Origin of the sequence: Variovorax sp. DXTD-1, assembly GCF_003984625.1 — a bacterium.
Taxonomy (GTDB): domain Bacteria; phylum Pseudomonadota; class Gammaproteobacteria; order Burkholderiales; family Burkholderiaceae_C; genus Variovorax.
On the sequence record NZ_RWKH01000006.1, the window covers coordinates 63,442 to 83,884 of the forward strand.

General features: G+C 65.9%; 21 protein-coding genes. 8 read left to right on the forward strand and 13 right to left on the reverse strand.

Annotated features, from left to right (window positions below):
* Positions 1-2: 2 nt before the first annotated feature.
* From EJI00_RS07280 to eat, 6 genes are all read right to left on the reverse strand, one after another.
* Positions 3-581 (reverse strand): peroxidase-related enzyme, encoded by a 579-nt coding sequence (locus tag EJI00_RS07280; protein ID WP_126746805.1) that lies wholly within the window; start codon positions 579-581, stop codon positions 3-5.
* A gap of 109 nt (positions 582-690) precedes the next feature.
* Positions 691-1,944: a type II toxin-antitoxin system HipA family toxin gene (locus EJI00_RS07285; protein WP_126746806.1), complete on the reverse strand. Its 1,254-nt coding sequence runs from the start codon at positions 1,942-1,944 to the stop codon at positions 691-693.
* Positions 1,934-2,278 carry a helix-turn-helix transcriptional regulator gene (locus EJI00_RS07290; RefSeq protein WP_126746807.1) on the reverse strand — a complete coding sequence of 115 codons (345 nt, stop codon included), beginning with the start codon at positions 2,276-2,278 and terminating at the stop codon, positions 1,934-1,936. The genes EJI00_RS07285 and EJI00_RS07290 overlap by 11 nt, the downstream gene beginning before the upstream one ends.
* Positions 2,279-2,345: 67 nt before the next feature.
* Positions 2,346-3,131, reverse strand: coding sequence for an ethanolamine ammonia-lyase subunit EutC (eutC, locus tag EJI00_RS07295; RefSeq protein ID WP_126746808.1), 786 nt, complete (start codon positions 3,129-3,131; stop codon positions 2,346-2,348).
* The gene (locus EJI00_RS07300; RefSeq protein ID WP_126746809.1) at positions 3,128-4,522 is read right to left on the reverse strand and encodes an ethanolamine ammonia-lyase subunit EutB; all 1,395 of its coding nucleotides are present in this window, start codon (positions 4,520-4,522) and stop codon (positions 3,128-3,130) included. The genes eutC and EJI00_RS07300 overlap by 4 nt, the downstream gene beginning before the upstream one ends.
* Before the next feature lie 7 nt (positions 4,523-4,529).
* Positions 4,530-5,951: an ethanolamine permease gene (gene eat, locus EJI00_RS07305; protein WP_126746810.1), complete on the reverse strand. Its 1,422-nt coding sequence runs from the start codon at positions 5,949-5,951 to the stop codon at positions 4,530-4,532.
* Positions 5,952-6,058: 107 nt separating this feature from the next.
* Between eat and EJI00_RS07310 the strand changes: the two genes are divergently transcribed.
* On the forward strand, positions 6,059-6,484 hold the full coding sequence (locus EJI00_RS07310; protein WP_126746811.1) for an FKBP-type peptidyl-prolyl cis-trans isomerase: 426 nt from the start codon (positions 6,059-6,061) through the stop codon (positions 6,482-6,484).
* Between the two features lie 6 nt (positions 6,485-6,490).
* On the opposite strand, the gene EJI00_RS07315 is transcribed toward EJI00_RS07310, so the two are convergent.
* Complete coding sequence (locus tag EJI00_RS07315; RefSeq protein WP_126746812.1) at positions 6,491-7,246, reverse strand: glucose 1-dehydrogenase; 756 nt, start codon at positions 7,244-7,246, stop codon at positions 6,491-6,493.
* Positions 7,247-7,374: 128 nt separating this feature from the next.
* On the opposite strand from EJI00_RS07315, the gene EJI00_RS07320 reads away from it, so the two are divergent.
* On the forward strand, positions 7,375-8,292 hold the full coding sequence (locus tag EJI00_RS07320) for a LysR family transcriptional regulator (RefSeq protein WP_126746813.1): 918 nt from the start codon (positions 7,375-7,377) through the stop codon (positions 8,290-8,292).
* 9 nt (positions 8,293-8,301) lie between these two features.
* On the opposite strand, the gene EJI00_RS07325 is transcribed toward EJI00_RS07320, so the two are convergent.
* Both EJI00_RS07325 and EJI00_RS07330 read right to left on the reverse strand, forming a co-directional pair.
* Entirely contained in the window at positions 8,302-9,900 is a 1,599-nt protein-coding gene (locus tag EJI00_RS07325) for a glucan biosynthesis protein (RefSeq protein WP_126746814.1), read from the reverse strand.
* Positions 9,901-10,126: 226 nt separating this feature from the next.
* The gene (locus EJI00_RS07330) at positions 10,127-10,972 is read right to left on the reverse strand and encodes a class I SAM-dependent methyltransferase (protein WP_185868082.1); all 846 of its coding nucleotides are present in this window, start codon (positions 10,970-10,972) and stop codon (positions 10,127-10,129) included.
* A gap of 144 nt (positions 10,973-11,116) precedes the next feature.
* Here EJI00_RS07330 and EJI00_RS07335 point away from each other — a divergent pair.
* A protein-coding gene (locus EJI00_RS07335) for an IS5 family transposase (RefSeq protein ID WP_126746815.1) occupies positions 11,117-12,077 on the forward strand; the annotation gives its coding sequence in 2 pieces (ribosomal slippage) (positions 11,117-11,640 and positions 11,639-12,077; 963 coding nt in all).
* Between the two features lie 229 nt (positions 12,078-12,306).
* Here EJI00_RS07335 and EJI00_RS07340 read toward each other — a convergent pair.
* On the reverse strand, positions 12,307-13,815 hold the full coding sequence (locus tag EJI00_RS07340) for a CoA-acylating methylmalonate-semialdehyde dehydrogenase (RefSeq protein WP_126746816.1): 1,509 nt from the start codon (positions 13,813-13,815) through the stop codon (positions 12,307-12,309).
* 103 nt (positions 13,816-13,918) lie between these two features.
* Here EJI00_RS07340 and EJI00_RS07345 point away from each other — a divergent pair, with 103 nt between their 5' ends.
* Positions 13,919-14,869 (forward strand): LysR family transcriptional regulator, encoded by a 951-nt coding sequence (locus tag EJI00_RS07345; protein ID WP_126746817.1) that lies wholly within the window; start codon positions 13,919-13,921, stop codon positions 14,867-14,869.
* A gap of 28 nt (positions 14,870-14,897) precedes the next feature.
* On the opposite strand, the gene EJI00_RS07350 is transcribed toward EJI00_RS07345, so the two are convergent.
* On the reverse strand, positions 14,898-15,809 hold the full coding sequence (locus EJI00_RS07350; RefSeq protein ID WP_126746818.1) for a LysR family transcriptional regulator: 912 nt from the start codon (positions 15,807-15,809) through the stop codon (positions 14,898-14,900).
* A gap of 110 nt (positions 15,810-15,919) precedes the next feature.
* Here EJI00_RS07350 and EJI00_RS07355 point away from each other — a divergent pair, with 110 nt between their 5' ends.
* The 4 genes from EJI00_RS07355 to EJI00_RS07370 are packed head-to-tail and all read left to right on the forward strand — an operon-like array spanning position 15,920 to position 19,480.
* Positions 15,920-17,095 carry a CaiB/BaiF CoA transferase family protein gene (locus tag EJI00_RS07355; RefSeq protein WP_126746819.1) on the forward strand — a complete coding sequence of 392 codons (1,176 nt, stop codon included), beginning with the start codon at positions 15,920-15,922 and terminating at the stop codon, positions 17,093-17,095.
* Positions 17,092-18,075 (forward strand): hydroxymethylglutaryl-CoA lyase, encoded by a 984-nt coding sequence (locus EJI00_RS07360; protein ID WP_126746820.1) that lies wholly within the window; start codon positions 17,092-17,094, stop codon positions 18,073-18,075. The genes EJI00_RS07355 and EJI00_RS07360 overlap by 4 nt, the downstream gene beginning before the upstream one ends.
* A complete protein-coding gene (locus EJI00_RS07365) occupies positions 18,072-18,452 on the forward strand; it encodes a VOC family protein (RefSeq protein WP_126746821.1) in 381 nt (126 codons plus the stop codon). Before EJI00_RS07360 ends, EJI00_RS07365 begins: the two co-directional genes overlap by 4 nt.
* A 47-nt stretch (positions 18,453-18,499) precedes the next feature.
* The gene (locus tag EJI00_RS07370) at positions 18,500-19,480 is read left to right on the forward strand and encodes a Bug family tripartite tricarboxylate transporter substrate binding protein (protein WP_126746822.1); all 981 of its coding nucleotides are present in this window, start codon (positions 18,500-18,502) and stop codon (positions 19,478-19,480) included.
* Positions 19,481-19,501: 21 nt separating this feature from the next.
* Here EJI00_RS07370 and EJI00_RS25055 read toward each other — a convergent pair whose 3' ends face one another.
* Both EJI00_RS25055 and EJI00_RS07375 read right to left on the reverse strand, forming a co-directional pair.
* On the reverse strand, positions 19,502-19,648 hold the full coding sequence (locus tag EJI00_RS25055) for a hypothetical protein (protein WP_165442094.1): 147 nt from the start codon (positions 19,646-19,648) through the stop codon (positions 19,502-19,504).
* 148 nt (positions 19,649-19,796) lie between these two features.
* The gene (locus EJI00_RS07375) at positions 19,797-20,363 is read right to left on the reverse strand and encodes a LuxR C-terminal-related transcriptional regulator (RefSeq protein WP_126746823.1); all 567 of its coding nucleotides are present in this window, start codon (positions 20,361-20,363) and stop codon (positions 19,797-19,799) included.
* Positions 20,364-20,443 lie beyond the last annotated feature (80 nt).

Below are 20,443 nucleotides of genomic sequence, written 5' to 3' on the forward strand. Positions count from 1 at the left end.
CGCTATTTCTTCTCGCGAGGCAGCCGCCCCATCAGGAAGAACTCGGGGTTCGGCTGCATGCCGCTGAAGCTGGCAAGGCGGTTGCTCAGACCGAAGAAGGCCGTGATGGAAGCGATGTCCCAGATGTCCTCATCGTCGAAGCCGTGGGCATGCAATGCGCTGAAGTCCGCATCGTCGACTTCATGCGAGCGCTCGCAGACCTTCATCGCAAAGTCGAGCATGGCGCGCTGGCGCGGCGTGATGTCGGCCTTGCGGTAGTTCACGGCCACCTGGTCGGCCACCAGCGGCTTCTTCTCGTAGATGCGCAGCAGCGCGCCGTGTGCCACGACGCAGTAAAGGCACTGGTTGGCCGCGCTCGTGGTGGTGACGATCATCTCGCGGTCGCCCTTGGTGAGCGAGCCTTCTTCCTTCAGCATCAGCGCGTCGTGGTAGGCGAAGAAGGCGCGCCACTCGGCCGGGCGCCGCGCCAGCGCGAGGAAAACGTTGGGCACGAAGCCGGCCTTCTCCTGCACCGCCAGAATCGCGGTGCGGATGTCTTCGGGCAGGTCTTTCAGCTCGGCAAGGGGGTAGCGGTCGGCCATGTTTTGTCTCCTGGGGGCAGTGCCATGATCATAGGCAACTCCCTCGAGAGCAGCTACGCCCGCCGCGCCCGTGACGCTTCCGCATTGACCTACGCATCGGCCGTGCCAGCTACGCGTGCATGCGTGTGTGCTGCTGCTCGATGAACGCCGCAACCCGACGCACGAGCGCCCGGCTTCCCCCCGCCGCCTCGACGCCCGCAGCGGCATGCAAGGCGACAGTTTCTTCCGTGGCGCGGATGATCGCGTCCGCCTGCGCCGCCGACAGCCCGAAATGGGAGGACGCGGCGCGCGCCAGGTCGAGGCTCGATGCGTGCTGTCCCGGAAGAATGGCCAGCTCCTGGTAGCCCGTGTGCCCGCCCAGCTGCATGACGAGGTCGAAAGCCGGGACCAGTCGCCAGAGGCCGTCTTCGCGCCGCAACGCGCCATGGTTCTTGACGTGGTCGTCGCTGTTACCCACCGCCAGGTTGAACACCAGGCGGCGAAAAAGCTCGGCGAGGTCTGTTTGCGGCTGCGCAGAAATGCGTCGCAGCAACTGCGCCAACTCGACATAGCTGCCCCGGCTGGATTCGTAGGGCACATCGAGCAGTGCCGAAGCCGAGAGGTAGTGAAAACGCCGTTCGTTGCCCACCGACCCCGCCCGGTCGAAGCGCTCGACCAGCAAGGCATGCCCTGCCACAAGCGGTTGCAGCAGAAAAGGCGGAACTTCGATGCCGCAGGCATTGGCCAGCCAGAGCGTTGCCGCCTCGATCACTTCCACATCATGGTCGTCGCCGCGCGATGCGAACTTGGCGATGCAGCGCCGGCCCTCGTGCACAAAGGCCGCCTTGGGGCGTGCGCCGCCCAGGCTGCCGCCGCGCAGCAGCCGGTGCATGTCGGGGCCGATCTCGATTCCCGCTTCGATGCGGCGGGATGCTTCGGCGAGTTCCTCCAGCGAAAGGAGCGTCGATGGCGGTTCTTCACTTTCGATGGGCAGCGATTCGGCGAACACCATCGCGCCGATGCGGTCCTCGTTGGTCAGCAGCAATGCATCGATGTCCGACAGGGGCCTGCCCTGGCGTATCTCGAGCACCTTGCGGCCCCAGCTGTCGGGCAGTGCATCGCGCAGCGTGAGCGGCATGGCGCCACCGTCGCGAATGCGGCGCTCGGGCAGCACAAAGGTCGCATCGCGCAGCGGCAGATGCTCGGGGTTGAGCGGTGCGGACGCCGGGGCTTCAAGATAACGTCGCCCGTAGGCGAACTCACCGGACTCCACCACGCCGCGGCGCACCACCTTCATCAGGCCGGCCGGTTGCACCCGTTCACCGGTGCGGTGCGCGAGGCCGACGTAGATGCTTCGCTCGTCGACGGCGCTGTCAGAAGTCACGTTCGTCTTCCGCGATCTTGCCTGCTGGGCCTTCCGCCGCCGACCTGCGCACGCGGCGTTTCGCGGCCAGCGCTGCGGGGGCGGGGGCCACGCTGTCCATCGAGTCGATCTCGCCAAAGAGCCATAACGCGTGGGCGAGCAGGCCGATGCTGGTGCCCGGCTTGCCGGACTCGAGTGCGCGAAGGGTGTTTGGCGAGCACAGCAGCCGCTCGGCCATTTCGGTGATCGTCCATTCGCGATGGACCCTGTGCGCGCGGAGGCGCAGGCCGAGCCTTTCAAGAGGGTCGATGGTCTGCGAGGGCAGGGCGGAAAGGCTGTGGCTGTTTCGTGGCATCAATAAAATGACTATTAAACGGCTTAAAAGTCATTTTAATGCGTTTTCTGGCGAATAGCGGAACTTGTTATCCGGGCAGTTCGGGCCTGTGGGCGTCTTGCTGAAGCACCGCCAGATCGCTCTCGTCCTTGAGGCCGACGCCGGTCAGCCCTCTCTGCTGCGCCTCGTGCATCAGCCATGCCAGCTTGAACGCGGCGGCTTCGCAGAGCAGGCCTTCGGGGCGCACGTTCGAGATGCAGTTGCGCTCGGCATCATGTCGGCCGCGCTTGGGTGAATGGGTCAGGTAGATGCCCAGGCTGTCGGGCGAACTGAGCCCCGGGCGTTCGCCGATCAGCATGACCGAGAGGGCGGCGCCGAAAAGTTCGCCCACCTCGTCGGCCAGCGCCACGCGTGCCTGCGTGGCGATCACCACGGGCGAGAAGCGCGTATCGGCCGGCAGATGCGAACGCAAGGCAGCCAGCAGCGGCGCGGCATGCCGCGCCACTGCGAGCGAGGAAAGGCCGTCGCCGATGACCACGCACACGTCGCATCCCGGCTTTGCCGCGGCACGCAGGCGCTCCGCGTCGGCGGGGTCGAGTTGCCGGCCGAGGTCAGGCCGGCGCAGGTAGGTGGTGCGGTCTTCCGCGCGGCTGCGGACGTGCAGCGTGTCCCAGTTCTGCTGGCGCAGCGTGGCTTCGAGCGCATCGACATCGAGCGCTGCATGAATGGCATCGCGCGCCATGGCATGCGCCCAGCCGAAGCGCAGCGTCTCGTCGGTCGGCATGCCGGCCCCGGCACGGCCCAGCGCCAGCCGCGCGGGCGTGGCCGAGCGCCACTGGCCCCAAGGGTTTGGCGTGACGGAATCGCCGCTCATGGCGCCAGTGCGGCCAGCCCGCTCATGTCGGCCAGCAGGCGGTTGGCCGAAGGCGGTGCGAGCTGCCCCGCCGCATTGGTGATCTGCATGCGTTGCAGCCAGGCCTCGAATTCGGGCGCGCGCTTCAGGCCGAGCGTCTGCCGCAGGAACAGCGCGTCGTGGAACGAGGTGCTCTGATAATTGAGCATCACGTCGTCGGCGCCCGGGATGCCCATGATGAAGTTGATGCCCGCGGCGCCGAGCAGCACCAGCAGGTTGTCCATGTCGTCCTGGTCGGCTTCGGCGTGGTTGGTGTAGCAGATGTCGCAGCCAATGGGCAGGCCCAACAGCTTGCCGCAGCAATGGTCTTCGAGCCCGGCGCGGATGATCTGCTTGCCGTCGTACAGGTACTCCGGCCCGATGAAGCCGACCACCGTGTTGATGAGGAGCGGCTTGTAGCGCCGTGCCAAGGCATAGGCGCGAACCTCGCAGGTCTGCTGGTCCACGCCGAAGTTGGCGTTGGCCGAAAGCGCGCTGCCCTGGCCCGTCTCGAAGTACATCACGTTGTTGCCCACCGTGCCCCGGTTCAGCGCCAGCGCCGCGGCATAGGCTTCGTCGAGTAGCTCGGGCGTGATGCCGAAAGAGAGGTTCGCCTTCTCGGTGCCCGCAATCGACTGGAACACCAGGTCCACCGGCCCGCCGGCTTCCGCCAGCTTGAGCGTGTTGGTCACATGCGTGAGCACGCAGCTTTGCGTGGGAATCTCGAAGCGCTGGATCACCTCGTCGAGCATGTGCAGCAAACGCCCCAGCACCTGCATGCTGTCGGACACGGGGTTGATCCCGATCACCGCGTCGCCCGCGCCATAAAGCAAGCCGTCGAGCGTGGAGGCCGCCACGCCGCGCAGGTCGTCGGTGGGGTGGTTGGGCTGCAGGCGCACGGCCAGATGGCCGGGCAGGCCGATGGTGTCGCGGAACCGCGTGACCACGCTGCACTTCCTGGCGACCGAGACCAGGTCCTGGTTGCGCATGAGCTTGGACACGGCCGCCACCATCTCGGGCATGAGGCCGGGCGCCAGCGCCGTCAGTGCTTCGGTGGTGGCCTGTTCCGACAGCAGCCAGTTGCGGAAGTCGCCCACCGTGAGATGCGACACCGGCGCAAAAGCCTGTGCGTCGTGGCTGTCGACGATCAGGCGCGTGATGTTGTCGCTCTCGTAGGGAATCAGCGCTTCGGTCAGGAACTGCTTGAGCGGCGTTTCGGCCAGCACGTGGCGCGCGGCCATGCGCTGCTGCGCCGTGGCCGCGCCGATGCCCGCAAGATAGTCGCCCGAGCGGGCCGGGCTGGCCACGGCCATGACCTGCTTCAGGTCGTCGAATGCGAAGACCTGGCCGGCGATGGTGGTGCGATAGCGCATCTTTCCTTCAGGCGGCCGGAGGCGCGGAAAGCATCTCGTCCGGCGCCGCCGCCTTGCGTTGTGCAGAGGTCAAGAGAAAGTAGCCGTAGGCCGCTGCCATCAGCACCAGGAACAGCAGCGTGAGCATGGCGTTGAACCACACCATGGCGCCGAGGCACACCACGCCGAGCCCGAGCGCGATGGCCGGAAATACCGGGTAGAAGGGCGCGCGGTAGGTGCGCAGCAGGTTGGGCTCGCTCTTGCGCAGCTTGAAGAGCGCGGCCATCGAGATCAGGTACATCACGATGGCGCCGAGCACTGCCATGGTCACGATGTTGGCGGTGAGCGTCTGGCCGCCGAACTGCACCCACTCGTCGCTGAAGATGGCCACCACGCCGATGACGCCGCCGGCCAGCAAGGCGCGGTGCGGTGTGTCGAAGCGCGGGCTCAGGCCGGCGAAGTAGCGCGGCAGATAGCCTGCGCGCGCCAGTGCGAAGATCTGGCGCGAGTAGCCCATGATGATTCCGTGGAACGAGGCGATCAGCCCGAACAGGCCGATCCACACCAGCATGTGCAGCCAGCCGCTGTTGTCGCCCACCACCGCCTTCATGGCTTGCGGCAACGGGTCGTTGATGTTGGCGAGCTTGCGCCAGTCGCCCACGCCGCCCGCGAAGATCATCACGCCGAAGGCCAGCACCACCAGCGTGACGATGCCGGTGGTGTAGGCGATGGGAATGGTGCGGTGCGGGTCGCGTGCTTCCTCGGCCGCCATGGCCGCGCCTTCGATCGCCAGGAAGAACCAGATTGCGAATGGGATGGACGCGAAGATGCCCGAGACGGCCGCGCCGTTGAGCACGTTGCCGCCCGCCCAGCCGTTGGCAACGAAATTCGCCATCGACCAGCCCGGCGTGACCACGCCCATGAACACGAACAGCTCGAAGATCGCCAGCACCGTCACAAAGAGTTCGAAGGCCGCCGCAATGCCGATGCCGATCCAGTTGAGCCCGATGAAGATCACATAGGCGCCCAGTGCAAACCACTTCGGGTTGATGCCGGGGAACTGCACGTTGAGGTAGGCGCCGATGGCCAGCGCAATGGCCGGCGGCGCAAAGACGAACTCGACCAGCGTGGCAAAACCGGCCACGAAACCGCCGGTCGGCCCGAAGGCGCGCCTTGCATAGGCAAAGGGGCCGCCGGCGTGCGGAATGGCCGTCGAGAGCTCGGTAAAACTGAAGATGAAGGTGGTGTACATGGTGGCCACCAGCACCGTGGCGACCAGAAAGCCGAGCGTGCCGGCCGTGTTCCAGCCGTAGCTCCAACCAAAGTATTCACCGGAAATGACGAGGCCCACCGCAATGCCCCAGAGCTGGATGGGGCCGAGCACCTTCTTCAGGTGGCCGGTGCCGGCCGGAACAGGGACGGCGACCGGAGTGGCTTCGATGGACTGCATGGAGCGTTCCTCTCTTTTCGCGGATGTTGACAGTGCGCATGCAGCAAAGCAAGGGCTGTTCCACCGCTCGCCATAATCATGCTTTTCCCATCCTTCCGAGGTATTCCGTGAAGTCCTTTTCTTCTTCGTCGCTCGTCTGTGCTGCTTTTCTTTCCGTGTGCGCCGTGTCCACCGCGTGGGCGCAGCCGGCCCCCGTCACCACGCCGAGCGGCCTGGTCTATCAATCGCTGAAGGAAGGCACCGGCGCATCGCCGGCCGCAACGGATGTGGTGAAGGTGCACTACCGCGGCACGTTTCCCGACAGCGGCAAGGAGTTCGACAGCTCCTACAGCCGCGGCGAGCCCACCGAGTTTCCGCTCAACGGCGTGATCCCGTGCTGGACCGAAGGCGTGCAGAAGATGAAGCCGGGCGGCAAGGCCAAGCTCACCTGCCCGCCGGCCATTGCGTATGGCACGCGCGGCGCGGGCGGCGTGATTCCGCCCAACGCCACGCTCAACTTCGAAGTCGAGCTGGTGTCGGTGAAGAAGCGCTGATCAAGCCTAGATCTGCGCCATGCCGCCGTCGACGAAGAGCTCGGCGCCGTGCACGAAGCTGCTGTCGTCCGAGGCGAGGAACACCACGGCCTTGGCGATCTCGTCTGGCGCGCCCACGCGGCCAAGCGGGATGTTCTGCGCCTGTGAGTCGATGAAGCCCTTCACCTGTTCGGGCGTGAGGCCCAGCAGGTCATAGGCCGGGGTCGGCACCACGCCGGGACTCACGGCGTTGACGCGGATGCCGGCATCCTTCAGGTCCACCGCCCAGCTGCGCGCGAAGCTGCGCACGGCCGCCTTCGTGGCGCTGTAGACGCTGAAGGCGGGCGTGCCCTTGATGCTGGTGATCGATGCGTTGAGGACGATCGACGCGCCCTTGGGCATCAGCGGCAGCGCCTTCTGCACGGTGAAGAGCAGGCCGCGCACGTTGGTGCCGAAGATCTTGTCGAAATGCTCTTCGGTGATCTGCCCCAGCGGCAGCAGGCTGCCGCCGCCCGCATTGGCAAACAGCACGTCGAGGCGGCCTTTCTGTTCCTTGATGGTTGCGTAGAGCTTGTCGAGATCCGCGAGATTCGACACGTCGCCGATCACGCCCGTCACGTTGCGGCCGATGGTTTTTACGGCCGCATCGAGTTCAGCCTGGCGGCGGCCCGTGATGAACACGTAGGCGCCTTCGGCCACAAAGCGTTGCGCGGTGGCCAGGCCGATGCCGCTGGTGCCGCCGGTGACGAGGGCGATCTTGTCGTTGAGCTTGGGTTGGGACATGGGATTCTTCCTTTGGATTGCTTGCTGCGAGGCAGCGTTGAACAGGCAAGGAAGTTTGGGCGCCATCCCCCCGCGGACCAAGACGCTGCGGCGGATTTGTTTATTCACGAATCACTAATAATCCGGCAATGGACCAGATCGCCGCCATGCGTGTCTTCGCCCGTGTGGTCGAGGCCGGCACCTTCACCCGCGCAGCCGATTCGCTGCAGATGCCCAAGCCCTCGGTGACGAAGCTGGTGCAGCAACTCGAGACGCATCTGCGCGTGAAGCTACTGCAGCGCACGACGCGGCGCGTGACGGTCACGCCCGAGGGTGCCGCGTACTACGAGCGAACGGCACGCGTGCTGGCCGAACTGGAAGAGATCGAATCGGATCTCAGCAACGCGCAAGCAAATCCACGCGGGCGGCTGAGGGTGGATGTCGGCTCGTCGTTTGCCAACATGATCCTGATTCCGCAACTGCCGGCATTTCACGCGCGGTACCCGGAGATCGAACTCGAGATCGGCGTGGGCGACCGGCCGGTGAACCTGATCGGCGATGCGGTCGACTGCGTGATCCGCGCCGGCGAACTGAGCGACCAGTCGCTGGTGGCGCGCCGCATCGCGACCTTGCCCTTCGTGACCTGCGCCACGCCGGGCTACCTGGAGCGCCATGGCATTCCCAAGACGCCGGCGGACCTCGGCGACGGCGCGCACCGCGTGGTGGGCTACTTTTCATCGCTGAGCAACCGCCCGATTCCGCTGCGCTATGCGCATGGCGAAGAGCGCATCGAGATCCATGGCCGCACCGCGGTAGGCGTGAACGAAAGCACCGCGCAGATCACGGCCGTGCTTACCGGCATGGGCGTGTCGCAGGTCTTTTATCCAATGGCCGCGCCGCACCTCGCGAGCGGCGCGCTGGTGGCGGTACTGCAAGACTGGGCGCCGCCGCCATACCCGCTGCACGTGGTGTACCCCGCCAACCGGCATCTCAGTGCCAAGCTGCGCGTGTTCGTCGACTGGGCCGTGGAGCTTTTCGCGCCCTACAACACACGCGCAGCGCGCTGATGGCGGCGATCAACTTGGCTGGAATTGATACAGCCAGGTTTCCGTGAGCGTCTTGTCGCCGGTCTTCAGGTAGAGCCGCATGTCGACGGGTTCGTTGCCTTCGGGCGTGTAGTCGAACTGCGCGCGCCAGTGGCCGGGCACGCCGTTGGGCACGGCCTCGGCAAACACGTAGGAGAACTTGCCGCGGGGCGCGGTCAGCACCAGCTCTGGCTTTACGCCGAAGGGCACGGTCGTGAGCGGCTCGCCGACGAACTCGACCATGAACTTGCGCACCCCCGGCGGCCGCGGCTGGCCCGGCTGACCGCCGCGGCCGATGCGCGTGGCGACGCAGCGCGCGAGCGGCGAGGGAAAGGGCTCCTGGTCGGTCCAGTGGAGCCGGTACTGCAGGCTGTAGCTCGCGCCCGCCTTCGCGTCGGCCTTGGGCACCCAGAAGGCGACGATGTTGTCGTGGATTTCGTCGTCGGTGGGAATCTCGATCAGCTGCACCGAGCCCTCGCCCCAGTCGCCCTGCGGCTCGATCCACAGGCTCGGGCGCTTTTCGTAGTTGACGCCGTCCTGGTAGTTGTCGAATACGCGGTCGCGCTGCAGCAGCCCGAAGCCGCGCGGCCGGGTGTCGGCAAACGCCGAAGCGCGGGTTTGCGTCGGGTTGTTGAGAGGGCGCCAGATGCGCTCGCCCGCGCCGTTCCAGATGGCAAGGCCATCGGAGTCGTGCACCTCGGGGCGCCAGTCGATGGCAGTGGGCTTGATGGTCTCGGAGTACCAGTACATCGAAGTGAGCGGCACCAGGCCAAGGCGCGACACGTCGCGGCGCAGGAAGAGGCGCGAATCGATGTCCATGATCACGGCCTTGCCGCGCTGCATCACGAACTTGAACACCCCCGTGACGCTCGGCCCCTCGAGCAGCGCGTAGACCGTCATCGAGGTGGTGTTGTTGGGTGCGGGCGTCTCGAAGTAATAGCGCGTGAAGGTCGGAAACTCTTCCGGCTTGTCGGGCACGGCCACGTCGAGTGCGATGCCGCGCGCCGACAGGCCGTACTGGTACAGCTCGCCGATCGCGCGGAAGTAGGAGGCACCTAGAAACGCGACCCAGTCGTTCTTCTGCCAGTCGAGCTTGCTCTGGTCGCCCAGGCGGCTTTCCTGCAGGCGAAAGCCTGCAAAGCCCGCGCCGGCCGGCAGCGCGCGCGCCGGGCTGTCGGGCGGCATCGAAAAGTAGCTGGGGCTGTAGAGCACCTCGCGTGCAAACACGTCGCCTCCCGCGTTCTCGAGCACGTGCATGCGCACCGGTGTCTGGAAGAAGCGGCCCAGGTGAAAGAAGGTGACGGGAAAGGCGCCGGGCCCGTCGCGGAAGAGGGCGTTGGCGGGGTCGAACTTGATCTTGCCGTGGGCGTCGTAGTCGATCTTCTCGAGCACATCGGGTGCCAGCGGCGCGGCTGCTGCATAGGGTTGCGAGGCCAGGCGCCCGGCCTGCGCGACGAGGCGGTCGAACGAGAAGGGCGAGGGCTGGCTCAGTTTCAGGCCGTTGGCGGCCATTGCCTCTTCGGGCAGTCCAAGGGCGGCGAGTGCGGCGGCGGCACCACCAGCGGCAAGGAAGGATCGGCGATCAAGCATGTGTTTCTTGAGGGTTGCGAGTCTTGGAGGTACGGAAGCGTTCACGAAGAAGACGCGGCCAGCGGGTGTGCCGGCCAGGCTGCGGAAGAACCATCCTAATGCAGCACGCACGAGGATTTTCCGCGACGAGAGGAACGGCGAGCATGCCTTGAAGCTGGCCCGCCCGGCGTCAGCCAAGCCGCGCAATGCAGGCCAGACAAGGCCGGCGATTGGAAAAATTGTGCGTTTATGTATCGGCGGGGTCGGTCGCGTTCAACGCATAGACAGCGTAGAGCGACACGCCCAGCATCATCAGCACCAGCGGCGCGAACAGGGTGTATGGCAGGCCGAAGCCTTCCAGCACCCGATAGGCGGAATCGAGCCGCAACCGCGGATGGGCTTCGGTCAGCTCGGAGGCCCGGCGCAGCCCCCATCGAAACTCCGCGCCAGTGGCGCGCACCGAAGGGTGCTGCGCGGCGCGTCCGACGGCAAGCCAGCACATGGCGTCGAACGCCAGCACCGAGCCCGCGGGCGCGCGCTCGCCGAAGGTTGCGAACACGGCCCGCACCTGTTGCGGCTCCAGGTACATCAGCACGCCCTCGGTAAAGAGAAAAACGGGCGCCCCCTTGCGATTGCGCGGCAGTGCCAGCTGCTCCCACCATCCCTGGGAGGTGAGATCGAGCGGGCACACGTCGTGCCGCGGATCGGTTTCGGGAATCAGCGCGCGGCGCAGTTCGAGCACTTCGGGCAGGTCGGCATCCGTCAGGCGGCACTGCCCGTCGTCCAGCCACTGGAAGTAGTGGCTCAGGCCGCAGCCCATGTTCACCACGCGGCCGCCCGGATGCTGCTTGAGAAATTCCTGTGCAAGGCTGCGGAAGCGGCGCGTGCGGTTCAGGATGCCGTAGATGGTGGCCCTGTCTTGCGGCAGGGCATGCCCGTCGTCGCGTATCTGCTCGAGCACCGATGCGGCGTAGGCGTCGCGCACCCCGATCTGCGGAAACATCGCGTCGCCGGAGGCGCGCGCCGCAAGCGAAATCCGCAAGGTCGAAGGCACGGCCGACAGGCTCCGCGCGGCTTGGCTCGTCGTCGTCATGGGCGCTGGACCAGGGTCATGCCCAAAGTCTGGCTGCAAAGCGGGGCAAGTCAGCCTTTGGTTAGGGATGGTCTGCATAACTCTCGACGCGATGTGGTTGCCGAAGGCGATCTGGGCGCATGAATTGCGAGCATCATCTTTCTGATGAATCAAACTAGCCTTGGCCTGAAGCTCACGGTGAAGAAGACGCGCAAGCAGGAGTTGCTCGCGCAGATGGAACAGGTCGTGCCCTGGGCGGCGTTGATCGAACTCATCACGCCGTACTACCCCGAGGGCCGCACCGGCCGCCCGCCGTTCTCGTTGAGCACCATGCTGCGCGTGCACTTCATGCAGCAGTGGTTCGGTCTGTCGGACCCCGCCATGGAAGAAGCTTTCTTCGACACGCCGATCTACCGCGAGTTTGCGCAACTGGGCGATTTCTCCCGCCTGCCCGACGAGAGCACGATCTTGCGGTTTCGCCACCGCCTGGACAAGCACAAGTTGGCCGAACAGATTCTGAGGACCGTGAACGATTCGCTCAGCGAACGAGGCCTGCTGCTGAAGGTCGCCAGCGTGGTCGATGCGACGCTGATCGCGGCGCCCAGCTCGACGAAGAACAAGGACGGCTTGCGCGACCCCGAGATGCATTCGGCGCAGAAGGGCAATCAATGGCACTTCGGCATGAAGGCACATCGGCGTGGACGCCGACAGCGGGCTGGTGCACACCGTGCGAGGCACGGCGGCCAACGTCAACGACGTGACCGAGGGCAACAGCCTGCTGCACGGGCACGAGGAGGTGGCCTTTGGGGATGCGGGCTACCAGGGCGTGGATAAGCGCCCTGACGCCAAGGCCAACGTCATCTGGCGCGTGGCGATGCGTCCCGGCAAGCGCCGGGCTTTGAACAAGGACAACGAAATCGACGCCTTGATTCACAAGCTGGAGAAGCTCAAGGCCAGCGTGCGTGCCAAGGTGGAGCACCCGTTCCGGGTGATCAAGCGCCAGTTCGGCTTCGTGAAGGTCCGTTATCGAGGTCTGAAGAAGAACACAGCGCAGCTCACGACGCTGTTTGCGCTGAGCAACCTGTGGATGAGCCGCCATCGAATTTTGCAGGCGATGCCGGCATGAGTGCGCCCGCAGAACTGCAAAGCGCCCGCTGCGGCGCAAACAGGGACGAATTTCTCGCCGAATTCAAACGAAATTGAGCTTGCGAGTATCCGTCTTCTCATATCGCGAGTTCACGGGCTTCGCACACCATCGTTGCCGTGGTTATGCAGACCATCCTTAGCCCTGGCAGGCCGCCGCTGCGCCCGCGGCTATAACTTATTGCTTCGATTGCTTCGGATCGCGCCTTCGGTCACTTGGCGGTGGGCATCACGAACTCGGCGCCCTTGCCGATGCTCTCGGGCCAGCGCTGCATGATGGACTTCTGCTTGGTGTAGAAGCGCACGCCTTCCTCGCCGTAGGCATGCATGTCGCCGAAGAGCGAGCGCTTCCAGCCGCCGAAGCCGTGCCACGCCATGGGCACGGGAATCGGCACGTTGATGCCGACCATGCCCACCTGGATGCGGCGGCTGAACTCGCGCGCCACATTGCCGTCACGCGTGAAGCAGCTCACGCCGTTGCCGAACTCATGGTCGTTGACCAGGTCGATCGCATCCTTGAAGTTGGCCACGCGCACGCACGAGAGCACCGGGCCGAAGATCTCTTCCTTGTAGATGCGCATTTCGGGCGTGACATGGTCGAACAGCGTGCCGCCCATCCAGAAGCCGTCGCCGCAGCCCGCGCCCGCCTGGTTGCCGTCGAACTGGCGGCCATCGACCAGCAGCTTCGCGCCTTCTTTTTCGCCCTGGGCGATGTAGCCCGTGATGCGTTCGTGCGCCGCGCGGGTGACGATCGGGCCCATCTCGGCCGCGAGGTTCTCGCCGTCGAGCACCTTGAGCGTCTTCGTGCGCTCGACGAGCTTGGGAATGATCTTGTCGGCCACGTCGCCCACCAGCACCGCCACGCTGATCGCCATGCAGCGCTCGCCGGCCGAACCGTAGCCGGCGCCGATCAGCGCGTCCACCGTCTGGTCGATGTCGGCGTCGGGCATCACCACCATGTGGTTCTTTGCGCCGCCGAGCGCCTGCACGCGCTTGCCGTTGCGCGCGCCGGTTTCGTAGATGTAGTTGGCAATGGGCGTGGAGCCCACGAAGCTGACGGCCTTGACGTCGGGATGCTCGAGCAGCGCATCGACTGCGGCCTTGTCGCCCTGCACCACGTTGAAGACGCCGTCGGGGAGGCCCGCTTCCTTCAGCAGCTCGGCCATGCGCAGCGAAGGGGTCGGGTCGGTCGGGCTGGGCTTGAGCACGAAGGTGTTGCCCGCGGCAATGGCCACCGGGAACATCCACATCGGCACCATCACGGGAAAGTTGAAGGGCGTGATGCCCGCCACCACGCCGAGCGGCTGGCGCAGCGTCCAGTTGTCGATGCCGGTGCTCACCTGGTCGGTGAAGTCGCCCTTGAGCAGATGCGGAATACCGCAGGCGAACTCGACGATGTCGATACCGCGCGAGACCTCGCCCTGCGCGTCGGTGAACACCTTGCCGTGCTCGGCGGTGATCATGTGGGCCAGCTCGTCCTTGTGCAGGTTGAGCAGCTCCAGAAACTTGAACATCACGCGGGCGCGGCGAATCGGCGGCGTGTCGGCCCACTTGGGAAACGCAGCCTGGGCGGCTGCCACTGCGGCGTCGACATCGGCAGCGGCGGCAAGCACCACCTTGCCCGTGACCTTGCCGGAGGCCGGATTGGTGACGTCCTGCGTGCGGTTGGAACCGCCGGTGGTGTGCTGGCCGGCGATGAAATGCGCGATCTGTGTGGTCATGGAGAGTCCAGGGTCAAGTGATTGCGCCAGTCTAGGAAAGGGAAGGGCGCCTGCCTAGGCGCTAAAGTTGAACTGTTTGTTCGCTATGGTGAACAATGCAGCCATGGATACGCAAAAAGCCGAATCGCTCTGGACGCACCTGCACTGGCTGATCGTGCTCGGACAGCAGGGCAGCTACACCGCCGCAGCGGCGCGCCTGGGCGTGAGCAAGGCGGCCATGAGCCAGCGCATCGCCGAACTCGAACGCGCCGCGGGCGTGCCGCTGGTGCGGCGCACCACGCGCAGCATGCGGCTCACCGAGGCCGGCCAGCAGCTCGTCGACCAGACCCGGGAGCCCTTCGAGCAAATCGCCCACAGCTTTTTGAAGGCCCAGGACCATGCGGGCGAACCGCGCGGCTTGGTGCGAGTGACGGCGCCGGTGGCGCTGGGGCGGCAGCAACTCTTGCCGCGGTTGGCCGACTTCCTGCTCGCGCATCCATCGATCCGCATCGAGATGGAGCTTTCCGATCGTCTCAGCTCGCTTGCGACGGAAGGCTTCGACTTGGCGGTCCGGCATGCCGCATCGCCGCCCGATACGCACGTGGCCTGGCGCTTGTGCGAGACCCGATCCGTGCTGGTGGCGAGCCGGGCCTACCTCCGCCGCAAGGGAACGCCGCTGGCGCCGGCCATGCTGGCCGAGCACGATTGCCTGCACTATCCCCGCGGGCAAGAAACGAATGTGTGGTCGTTCGAGCGGCGCAACGCCCGGGCACGCCAGGCCGAGCGCATGACCGTGCCCATTGCCGGCCCGCTCGCGGCCAACAACAGCGAAGCGCTTCGCGATGCCGCGCAGGCCGGCCTGGGCATTGCCCTGCTGCCCGACTTCAGTGCGCAGTCGGCCTTGCAAACCGGCAAGCTGGTGGAGGTGCTGCCCGACTGGCAGCCCACCGGCGCATTCGCGGACCATATCTACGCCATTCGACCGTACTCACTGCACATACCGCGCGCGGTCAATCTATTCGTGAGTCACCTGCGCGAAACCCTCAAGGCGGGATTCCGTTTGCCGCAGGCCTGAGGTTTCAGCCCGCTGGTGCGGCCTGGTTTCAGGTGGACGATGCAAGCAGCTGCTTAACCAGCAACTGCGCCGCGGGCGACAAGGTCTCGCCCGTCTTCGTCGCCATCAGCAGCCGGCGAATCGCCCAGGGGTCCTTCAGCCGCACCACCTTGAGATCGAGCGCGCTCACCTGCGCCTTGCAGGCCGCGAGCGGCACCACGCCGATGCCGAGGTTGGCGGCGATCATGTGGCACATCGCATCGAAGCTGCGCACCTGCACGCGCAGGCGCATCGGAATGCCGGCCTGCTCGGCGGCGCGGGATGTCAGTTCGAGCAGCGAGCTGCTGCGGTTCAGGCCCACGAACTCGTGGGCGAGGCAGGTCTTGAAATCCGTTCTGCGGGTGCGCGCAAGCGGATGCTGCCTGGCGCACAGCACCACCAACTCGTCGGTCTGGAACTGCGCGACGTCGAGCCCGTAGGCGGGCGTGTTCTCCGCGAACACGCCGACATCGGCGAGGCCGTCGACCAAAGCGCGAACGATGTCGCCGCTCAGCTGCTCTTCGACCTCAACGCGGATGTCCGGGTGCTGGCCGAGAAAGGCCGCCAGGGTAGCCGGCAGGAACTCGGTGAGTGCCGACATGTTGGCCCAGAGCCGCACATGGCCGCGCACGCCGCTCGAGTAGTCGCCGAGTTCGTTGCTGAACTGCTCGAAGCCCTGGAAGAGCCGCATTGCATGCTGCATGGCCACATGGCCGGCGGGAGTGAGGGCGATGCCTTGCGAACTGCGTTCCAGCAGCTTCGACCCGGTGGCGGCCTCGAAGTCCGAAAGCCGCCGGCTGGCTGCCGACAGCGCGAGGTGGCAGGCCTCCGCGCCCTTGGTGATGCTGCCCGACTGGGCCACGGCGCAGAACAGGCGCAGCGTCACGAAATCGACACGCGCGGGATTGATCGGGCTGGCCATCGCGGGATTCTAGGCCTTCGCATTTTGCGAAGGGGTGCTGCCGTCAGAGCAATTCCGGCGGACGCGATCTGTTCTTAGAGTTGGGGCATTCCCACAGGAGACAGACGCAGATGAACGCACTCGAAGGCCTCAAGGTGCTGGAGCTCGGCCAGCTCATCGCCGGCCCGTTCGCCGGCAAGACGCTGGCGGAATTCGGCGCCGACGTGATCAAGGTCGAGCCTGCAGGCATCGGCGACCCGCTGCGCAAATGGCGGATGCTGCGCGAAGGCACTTCGGTGTGGTGGGAGGTGCAGTCTCGCAACAAGCGCTCGGTGTGTTTAGACCTGCGCAGCGCCGAAGGCCAGGAGGCGGTGCGCACCCTGGCGCTTGAGGCCGACGTGCTCATCGAGAATTTCAAGCCTGGCACGCTCGAAGGCTGGGGCCTGGGCTGGGAGCAACTGCATGCGCTCAACCCCCGGCTCATCATGCTGCGCATCTCCGGCTACGGGCAGACTGGCCCCTACCGCGACAAGCCAGGCTTCGGCGTGCTCGGCGAATCGATGGGCGGGCTGCGCTACCTGAGCGGCGAACCGGGCCGCGTGCCGGTGCGCGTGGGCGTTTCGCTCGGCGACACGCTGGCTGCGCTGCATGGCGTCATTGGCGTGCTCACGGCGCTGCACCACCGCACGGCCCATGGCGGGGAGGGGCAGTTCATCGACGTGGCGCTGTATGAGTCGGTCTTCAACGTGATGGAAAGCCTGCTGCCCGAATACGACGCGTTCGGCGCAGTGCGCGAACGTGCCGGCAGCGCGTTGCCGGGCATCGCACCGACCAATGCCTACAAGTGCTGCGATGGACATTACGTGCTGGTGGCGGGCAACGGCGACAGCATCTTCCGCCGGTTGATGCGCGCCATCGACCGCGCGGATCTTGAGAATGATCCGCAGCTGGTGCACAACGACGGCCGCGTGCAGCGTGTCGAAGAGATCGACGCCGCCATCGAGGCCTGGACGCTGCAGCGCAGCCGCGACGAAGTGCTGGCGGTGCTCGATGCGGCGGGCGTGCCCGTCGGGCGCATCTACTCGGTGGCCGACATCGCCGCCGATCCGCAATACCAGGCGCGGCAGATGATCGTCGAGGCGACCACTTCCGATGGTGGCAGGCTCAAGGTGCCTGGCGTCGTGCCCAAGCTCAGCGCCACGCCGGGCCGCATCGCGCACCCCGCGCCGCGGCTCGGCGAACACACCGGCGACCTGCGTGGTTCGGGTTGGCCGGCGCGCCGCACCGAAGAAAGCGAGGCCGTATGAAAGAAGGCAACGGCAAGCGGCTCTTCATCAACGAAGTGGCCACGCGAGACGGCTTCCAGATGGAAAGCCGATTCATTCCCACCGACGACAAGATTGCGCTGGTCGACCGCTTCAGCACGCTCGGCTACGCCAAGATCGAGGTGACCTCGTTCACTTCCGCCAAGGCGATACCGGCACTGCGCGACGGCGAAGAGGTGATGCAGCGCATCGCCCGCCGGCCCGGCGTGGTCTATACCGCGCTGGTGCCGAACCTGCGCGGGGCCGAGCGCGCGCTGGAGAGCCGCATCGGCGAATTCAACATCGTCATGTCGGTGAGCGAGACCCACAACCTCAGCAACCTGCGGATGACGCGCGAGCAGTCTTTCGCGCAGCTCACCGAAGTTATTGCGTTGGCAGCGCAAGCCGGTGTGCCGGTGAACGTCTCGCTCTCGTGCGTGTTCGGCTGCCCGATGGAGGGCGAGGTGCCGCTTGCCACGGTGCTCGAATGGATCGACCGCTTCGCTGCGCTGCGGGTGCAGGGCATCACGCTGTGCGACACCACGGGCATGGCTTTTCCCACGCAGGTGCAGGCCGTTTGCGAGGCGGTGCTGGCGAGATATTCCGCACTGCAATGGACGGCGCACTTTCACAACACGCGCGGCATGGGGCTTGCCAACACCGTGGCCGCGGTCGAGGCGGGTATCGAGCGGCTCGACATGTCGCTCGGCGGCATCGGCGGTTGCCCCTATGCACCCGGCGCCACCGGCAATGTGGCCACGGAAGACGTGGTGCACATGCTGCAATGCATGGGGTACGACACCGGCATGGATCTGGAAGGCCTGATCGAAGCCGCCTCGGAGCTCGAGGCCCTGGTGCAGCATGACTTGCCGAGCCAGGTCTCCCGCGCCGGACACCGGTTCACGCGGCATGCGCCACCGGCGGATTTCAACGACATCGTGGCGCGTGCGCATGCGCGCCGCGGCAAGGAGCTGCAGACATGATCGACCATCTGGACCACCTGGTGCTCACCACCGTCGACGAGGAGGCCTGCACCCGCTTCTATATCGACGTGATGGGCATGGCGCTGGAAACTTTCGGCCCGGGCCGCAAGGCTTTTCGCTTCGGCAACCAGAAGATCAACCTGCATGTGAAGGGGCACGAGTTCGAGCCCAAGGCGCAGGTGCCGATGCCCGGCTCGCTGGACTTGTGCTTCATCGCGAGCGTGCCGCTCGACGACGTGATCGCGCGGCTGAAGGACAAGGCTGTGCCGATCATCGAAGGCCCGGTGATGCGGACCGGCGCCACATCGCGTATTCGCTCGGTCTACGTGCGCGACCCCGACCTGAATCTGATCGAAATCTCGGAGCTGGCGCCCTGACGGGCCGGCTTCGGAGACAGCCTACAAAAAACCACCGGAGACAAACCATGAAACCCACACTTCGCCTTCTTGCGGCCAATCTCGGCCTTGCGCTAGCGGCCGCCGCGGCCACCACGGCCAGCGCCGACACCTGGCCTTCGAAACCGATCACCTTCATCGTGCCCACCGCGCCCGCGGGCTCCACCGACATCATGGCGCGCATGGTCGGCGAGCCGCTGCAGCGCGCGCTGGGCCAGCCCGTGGTCGTCGACAACCGGCCCGGCGCCAGCGGCAACATCGGCACCGAAGCCGTGGCGCGCGCCGCGCCAGACGGGTACACGCTGCTGATGCAGTACTCGGGCTACCACGTCGGCAACCCCTCGCTCTACCCGCAGCTCAAGTGGAGCCCGTCCAAGGACTTCGTGCCGGTGGCCATGGTGATGCGCGCGCCGCACGTGGTTGCCGTCAGCGGCAAGCTGCCGGTCAACTCGATGAAGGAACTGGTCGAGCACGGCAAGAAGAAGGAGGGCGGCTTGTTCTACGCCTCGTCGGGCAACGGATCGATCCAGCACATTGCGGGCGAACTGCTGTCGCGGCAGGCCAAGCAGCCGATGACGCACGTGCCCTACAAGGGCTCGGGTCCGGCCATCAACGACCTGATCGCGGGCAACGTGGACATGTTCATCACCACGCCGCCCTCGGTCATCGGGCACATTGCGAGCGGACGCATGAAGGCGCTGGGCTATACCGGCAGCAAGCGGCATCCGTCGATGCCCAATGTGCCGACTTCGGCCGAGGCAGGCTTGCCGGGCTACGAAGTGGAGTCGTGGTTCGCGGTGTTCGCGCCGGCCAAGACGCCGCCCGAGGTGGTGGCGAAGCTCAGCGCCGAGATCAAGAAGATCGTCGAGAGCGAGTCGTTCCGCAAGAAGGTGGACGAGCAGGGCGCCTTTGCCACCTACATGGACTCCGCGGCGCTGGGCAAATTCGTCGACCAGGAACTGGTGGCCTGGTCGAAGGTGATCAAGGCGGCCGACATCAAGCCCGAGTGAGCGGGCCCGGGCCGCAATGCCCTACGGCTTGACGCCGAGCACCGAGAGGATGATGGCTGCCAGGGTCAGCGTGACCGGCAGCCGGTGCGACGCCAAGGCTTGCGCCCGCGCAACCGACAGCTTCGACGAGAGAAGCAGGTTCTTTTCGGAATGAAGAGGTGTGGTCATATCGATACTCCTGAATGGCTGCGGGCGACTTGTCCGCATGCCTCGAAGATAGTCATCGCAAGGCACTGCGGCACAGGCCTTTGCGCGACACCGCGTTTCCGTTTTTGCAACGATCGGCGCGGAACCAGGTCAGGGTAGCTGCGAAGAATTAGCCGGCAATGAGCTTCTGCACCAGCTCCGCGGTGGTGGCCGCCGCGTACTTGCGCATCAGCCTCGCCCGATGCAGCTCGACCGTGCGGTGGCTGATGCCGAGCGCCTTGCCGATCTCCTTGGACGTGAGCCCGCGCATCACCTGCGCGGCCACCTCGCGCTCGCGCGGCGTGAGCTCGGCCTTCACGGCGCGGCGTGAACCCAGGTCATCGAAGGTCCAGATGCCGGCCTCGTGCGGCGCGGCGCGGTTCATGGCGTGGCCCGTGACGTGGCACCAGAAGGTTTCGCCGGCCCTGGCGCCGTGCAGGCCGCCCAGGCGCTTCATCATGCGGTTGTCGGCATAGCGGCCGCTGGCGTTCAGAAACGGCTCCATGCGCTTGCCGATGCGCTCGAACTCGGCCACGCTGGGGTACAGAATGCTGAACGAATGCCCGACCAGTGCAGAGGGCGTTGCGCCAAAAATCTCGCAAACCCGCTCGTTGCAGGCCACGATGGTGCGGTTGCGCGAAACCACCATACCCACGGGGGCATGCTCAAAGGCCAGGCGGTAGTCGATCTCCTGCATCGGGGGTCACCATTACGAAATACTACGTATGCGACTACGTAGTATCGTTCAAGGCTCTTCAAAGCTTTCGCCAACTCTCC

Bases quoted from the DNA above. Each gene is read 5' to 3' on its own strand.
- EJI00_RS07350 (WP_126746818.1), bottom strand. From the start codon at position 15,809: ATGGCCAGCCCGATCAATCCCGCGCGTGTCGATTTCGTGACGCTGCGC.
- EJI00_RS07280 (WP_126746805.1), bottom strand. From the start codon at position 581: ATGGCCGACCGCTACCCCCTTGCCGAGCTGAAAGACCTGCCCGAAGAC.
- EJI00_RS07325 (WP_126746814.1), bottom strand. From the start codon at position 9,900: ATGCTTGATCGCCGATCCTTCCTTGCCGCTGGTGGTGCCGCCGCCGCA.
- eutC (WP_126746808.1), bottom strand. From the start codon at position 3,131: ATGAGCGGCGATTCCGTCACGCCAAACCCTTGGGGCCAGTGGCGCTCG.
- EJI00_RS07370 (WP_126746822.1), top strand. From the start codon at position 18,500: ATGAAACCCACACTTCGCCTTCTTGCGGCCAATCTCGGCCTTGCGCTA.
- EJI00_RS07355 (WP_126746819.1), top strand. From the start codon at position 15,920: ATGAACGCACTCGAAGGCCTCAAGGTGCTGGAGCTCGGCCAGCTCATC.
- EJI00_RS07360 (WP_126746820.1), top strand. From the start codon at position 17,092: ATGAAAGAAGGCAACGGCAAGCGGCTCTTCATCAACGAAGTGGCCACG.
- EJI00_RS07365 (WP_126746821.1), top strand. From the start codon at position 18,072: ATGATCGACCATCTGGACCACCTGGTGCTCACCACCGTCGACGAGGAG.
- EJI00_RS07340 (WP_126746816.1), bottom strand. From the start codon at position 13,815: ATGACCACACAGATCGCGCATTTCATCGCCGGCCAGCACACCACCGGC.
- EJI00_RS07290 (WP_126746807.1), bottom strand. From the start codon at position 2,278: ATGCCACGAAACAGCCACAGCCTTTCCGCCCTGCCCTCGCAGACCATC.
- EJI00_RS07300 (WP_126746809.1), bottom strand. From the start codon at position 4,522: ATGCGCTATCGCACCACCATCGCCGGCCAGGTCTTCGCATTCGACGAC.
- EJI00_RS07375 (WP_126746823.1), bottom strand. From the start codon at position 20,363: ATGCAGGAGATCGACTACCGCCTGGCCTTTGAGCATGCCCCCGTGGGT.
- EJI00_RS07330 (WP_185868082.1), bottom strand. From the start codon at position 10,972: ATGACGACGACGAGCCAAGCCGCGCGGAGCCTGTCGGCCGTGCCTTCG.
- EJI00_RS07345 (WP_126746817.1), top strand. From the start codon at position 13,919: ATGGATACGCAAAAAGCCGAATCGCTCTGGACGCACCTGCACTGGCTG.
- EJI00_RS07320 (WP_126746813.1), top strand. From the start codon at position 7,375: ATGGACCAGATCGCCGCCATGCGTGTCTTCGCCCGTGTGGTCGAGGCC.
- EJI00_RS25055 (WP_165442094.1), bottom strand. From the start codon at position 19,648: ATGACCACACCTCTTCATTCCGAAAAGAACCTGCTTCTCTCGTCGAAG.
- eat (WP_126746810.1), bottom strand. From the start codon at position 5,951: ATGCAGTCCATCGAAGCCACTCCGGTCGCCGTCCCTGTTCCGGCCGGC.
- EJI00_RS07315 (WP_126746812.1), bottom strand. From the start codon at position 7,246: ATGTCCCAACCCAAGCTCAACGACAAGATCGCCCTCGTCACCGGCGGC.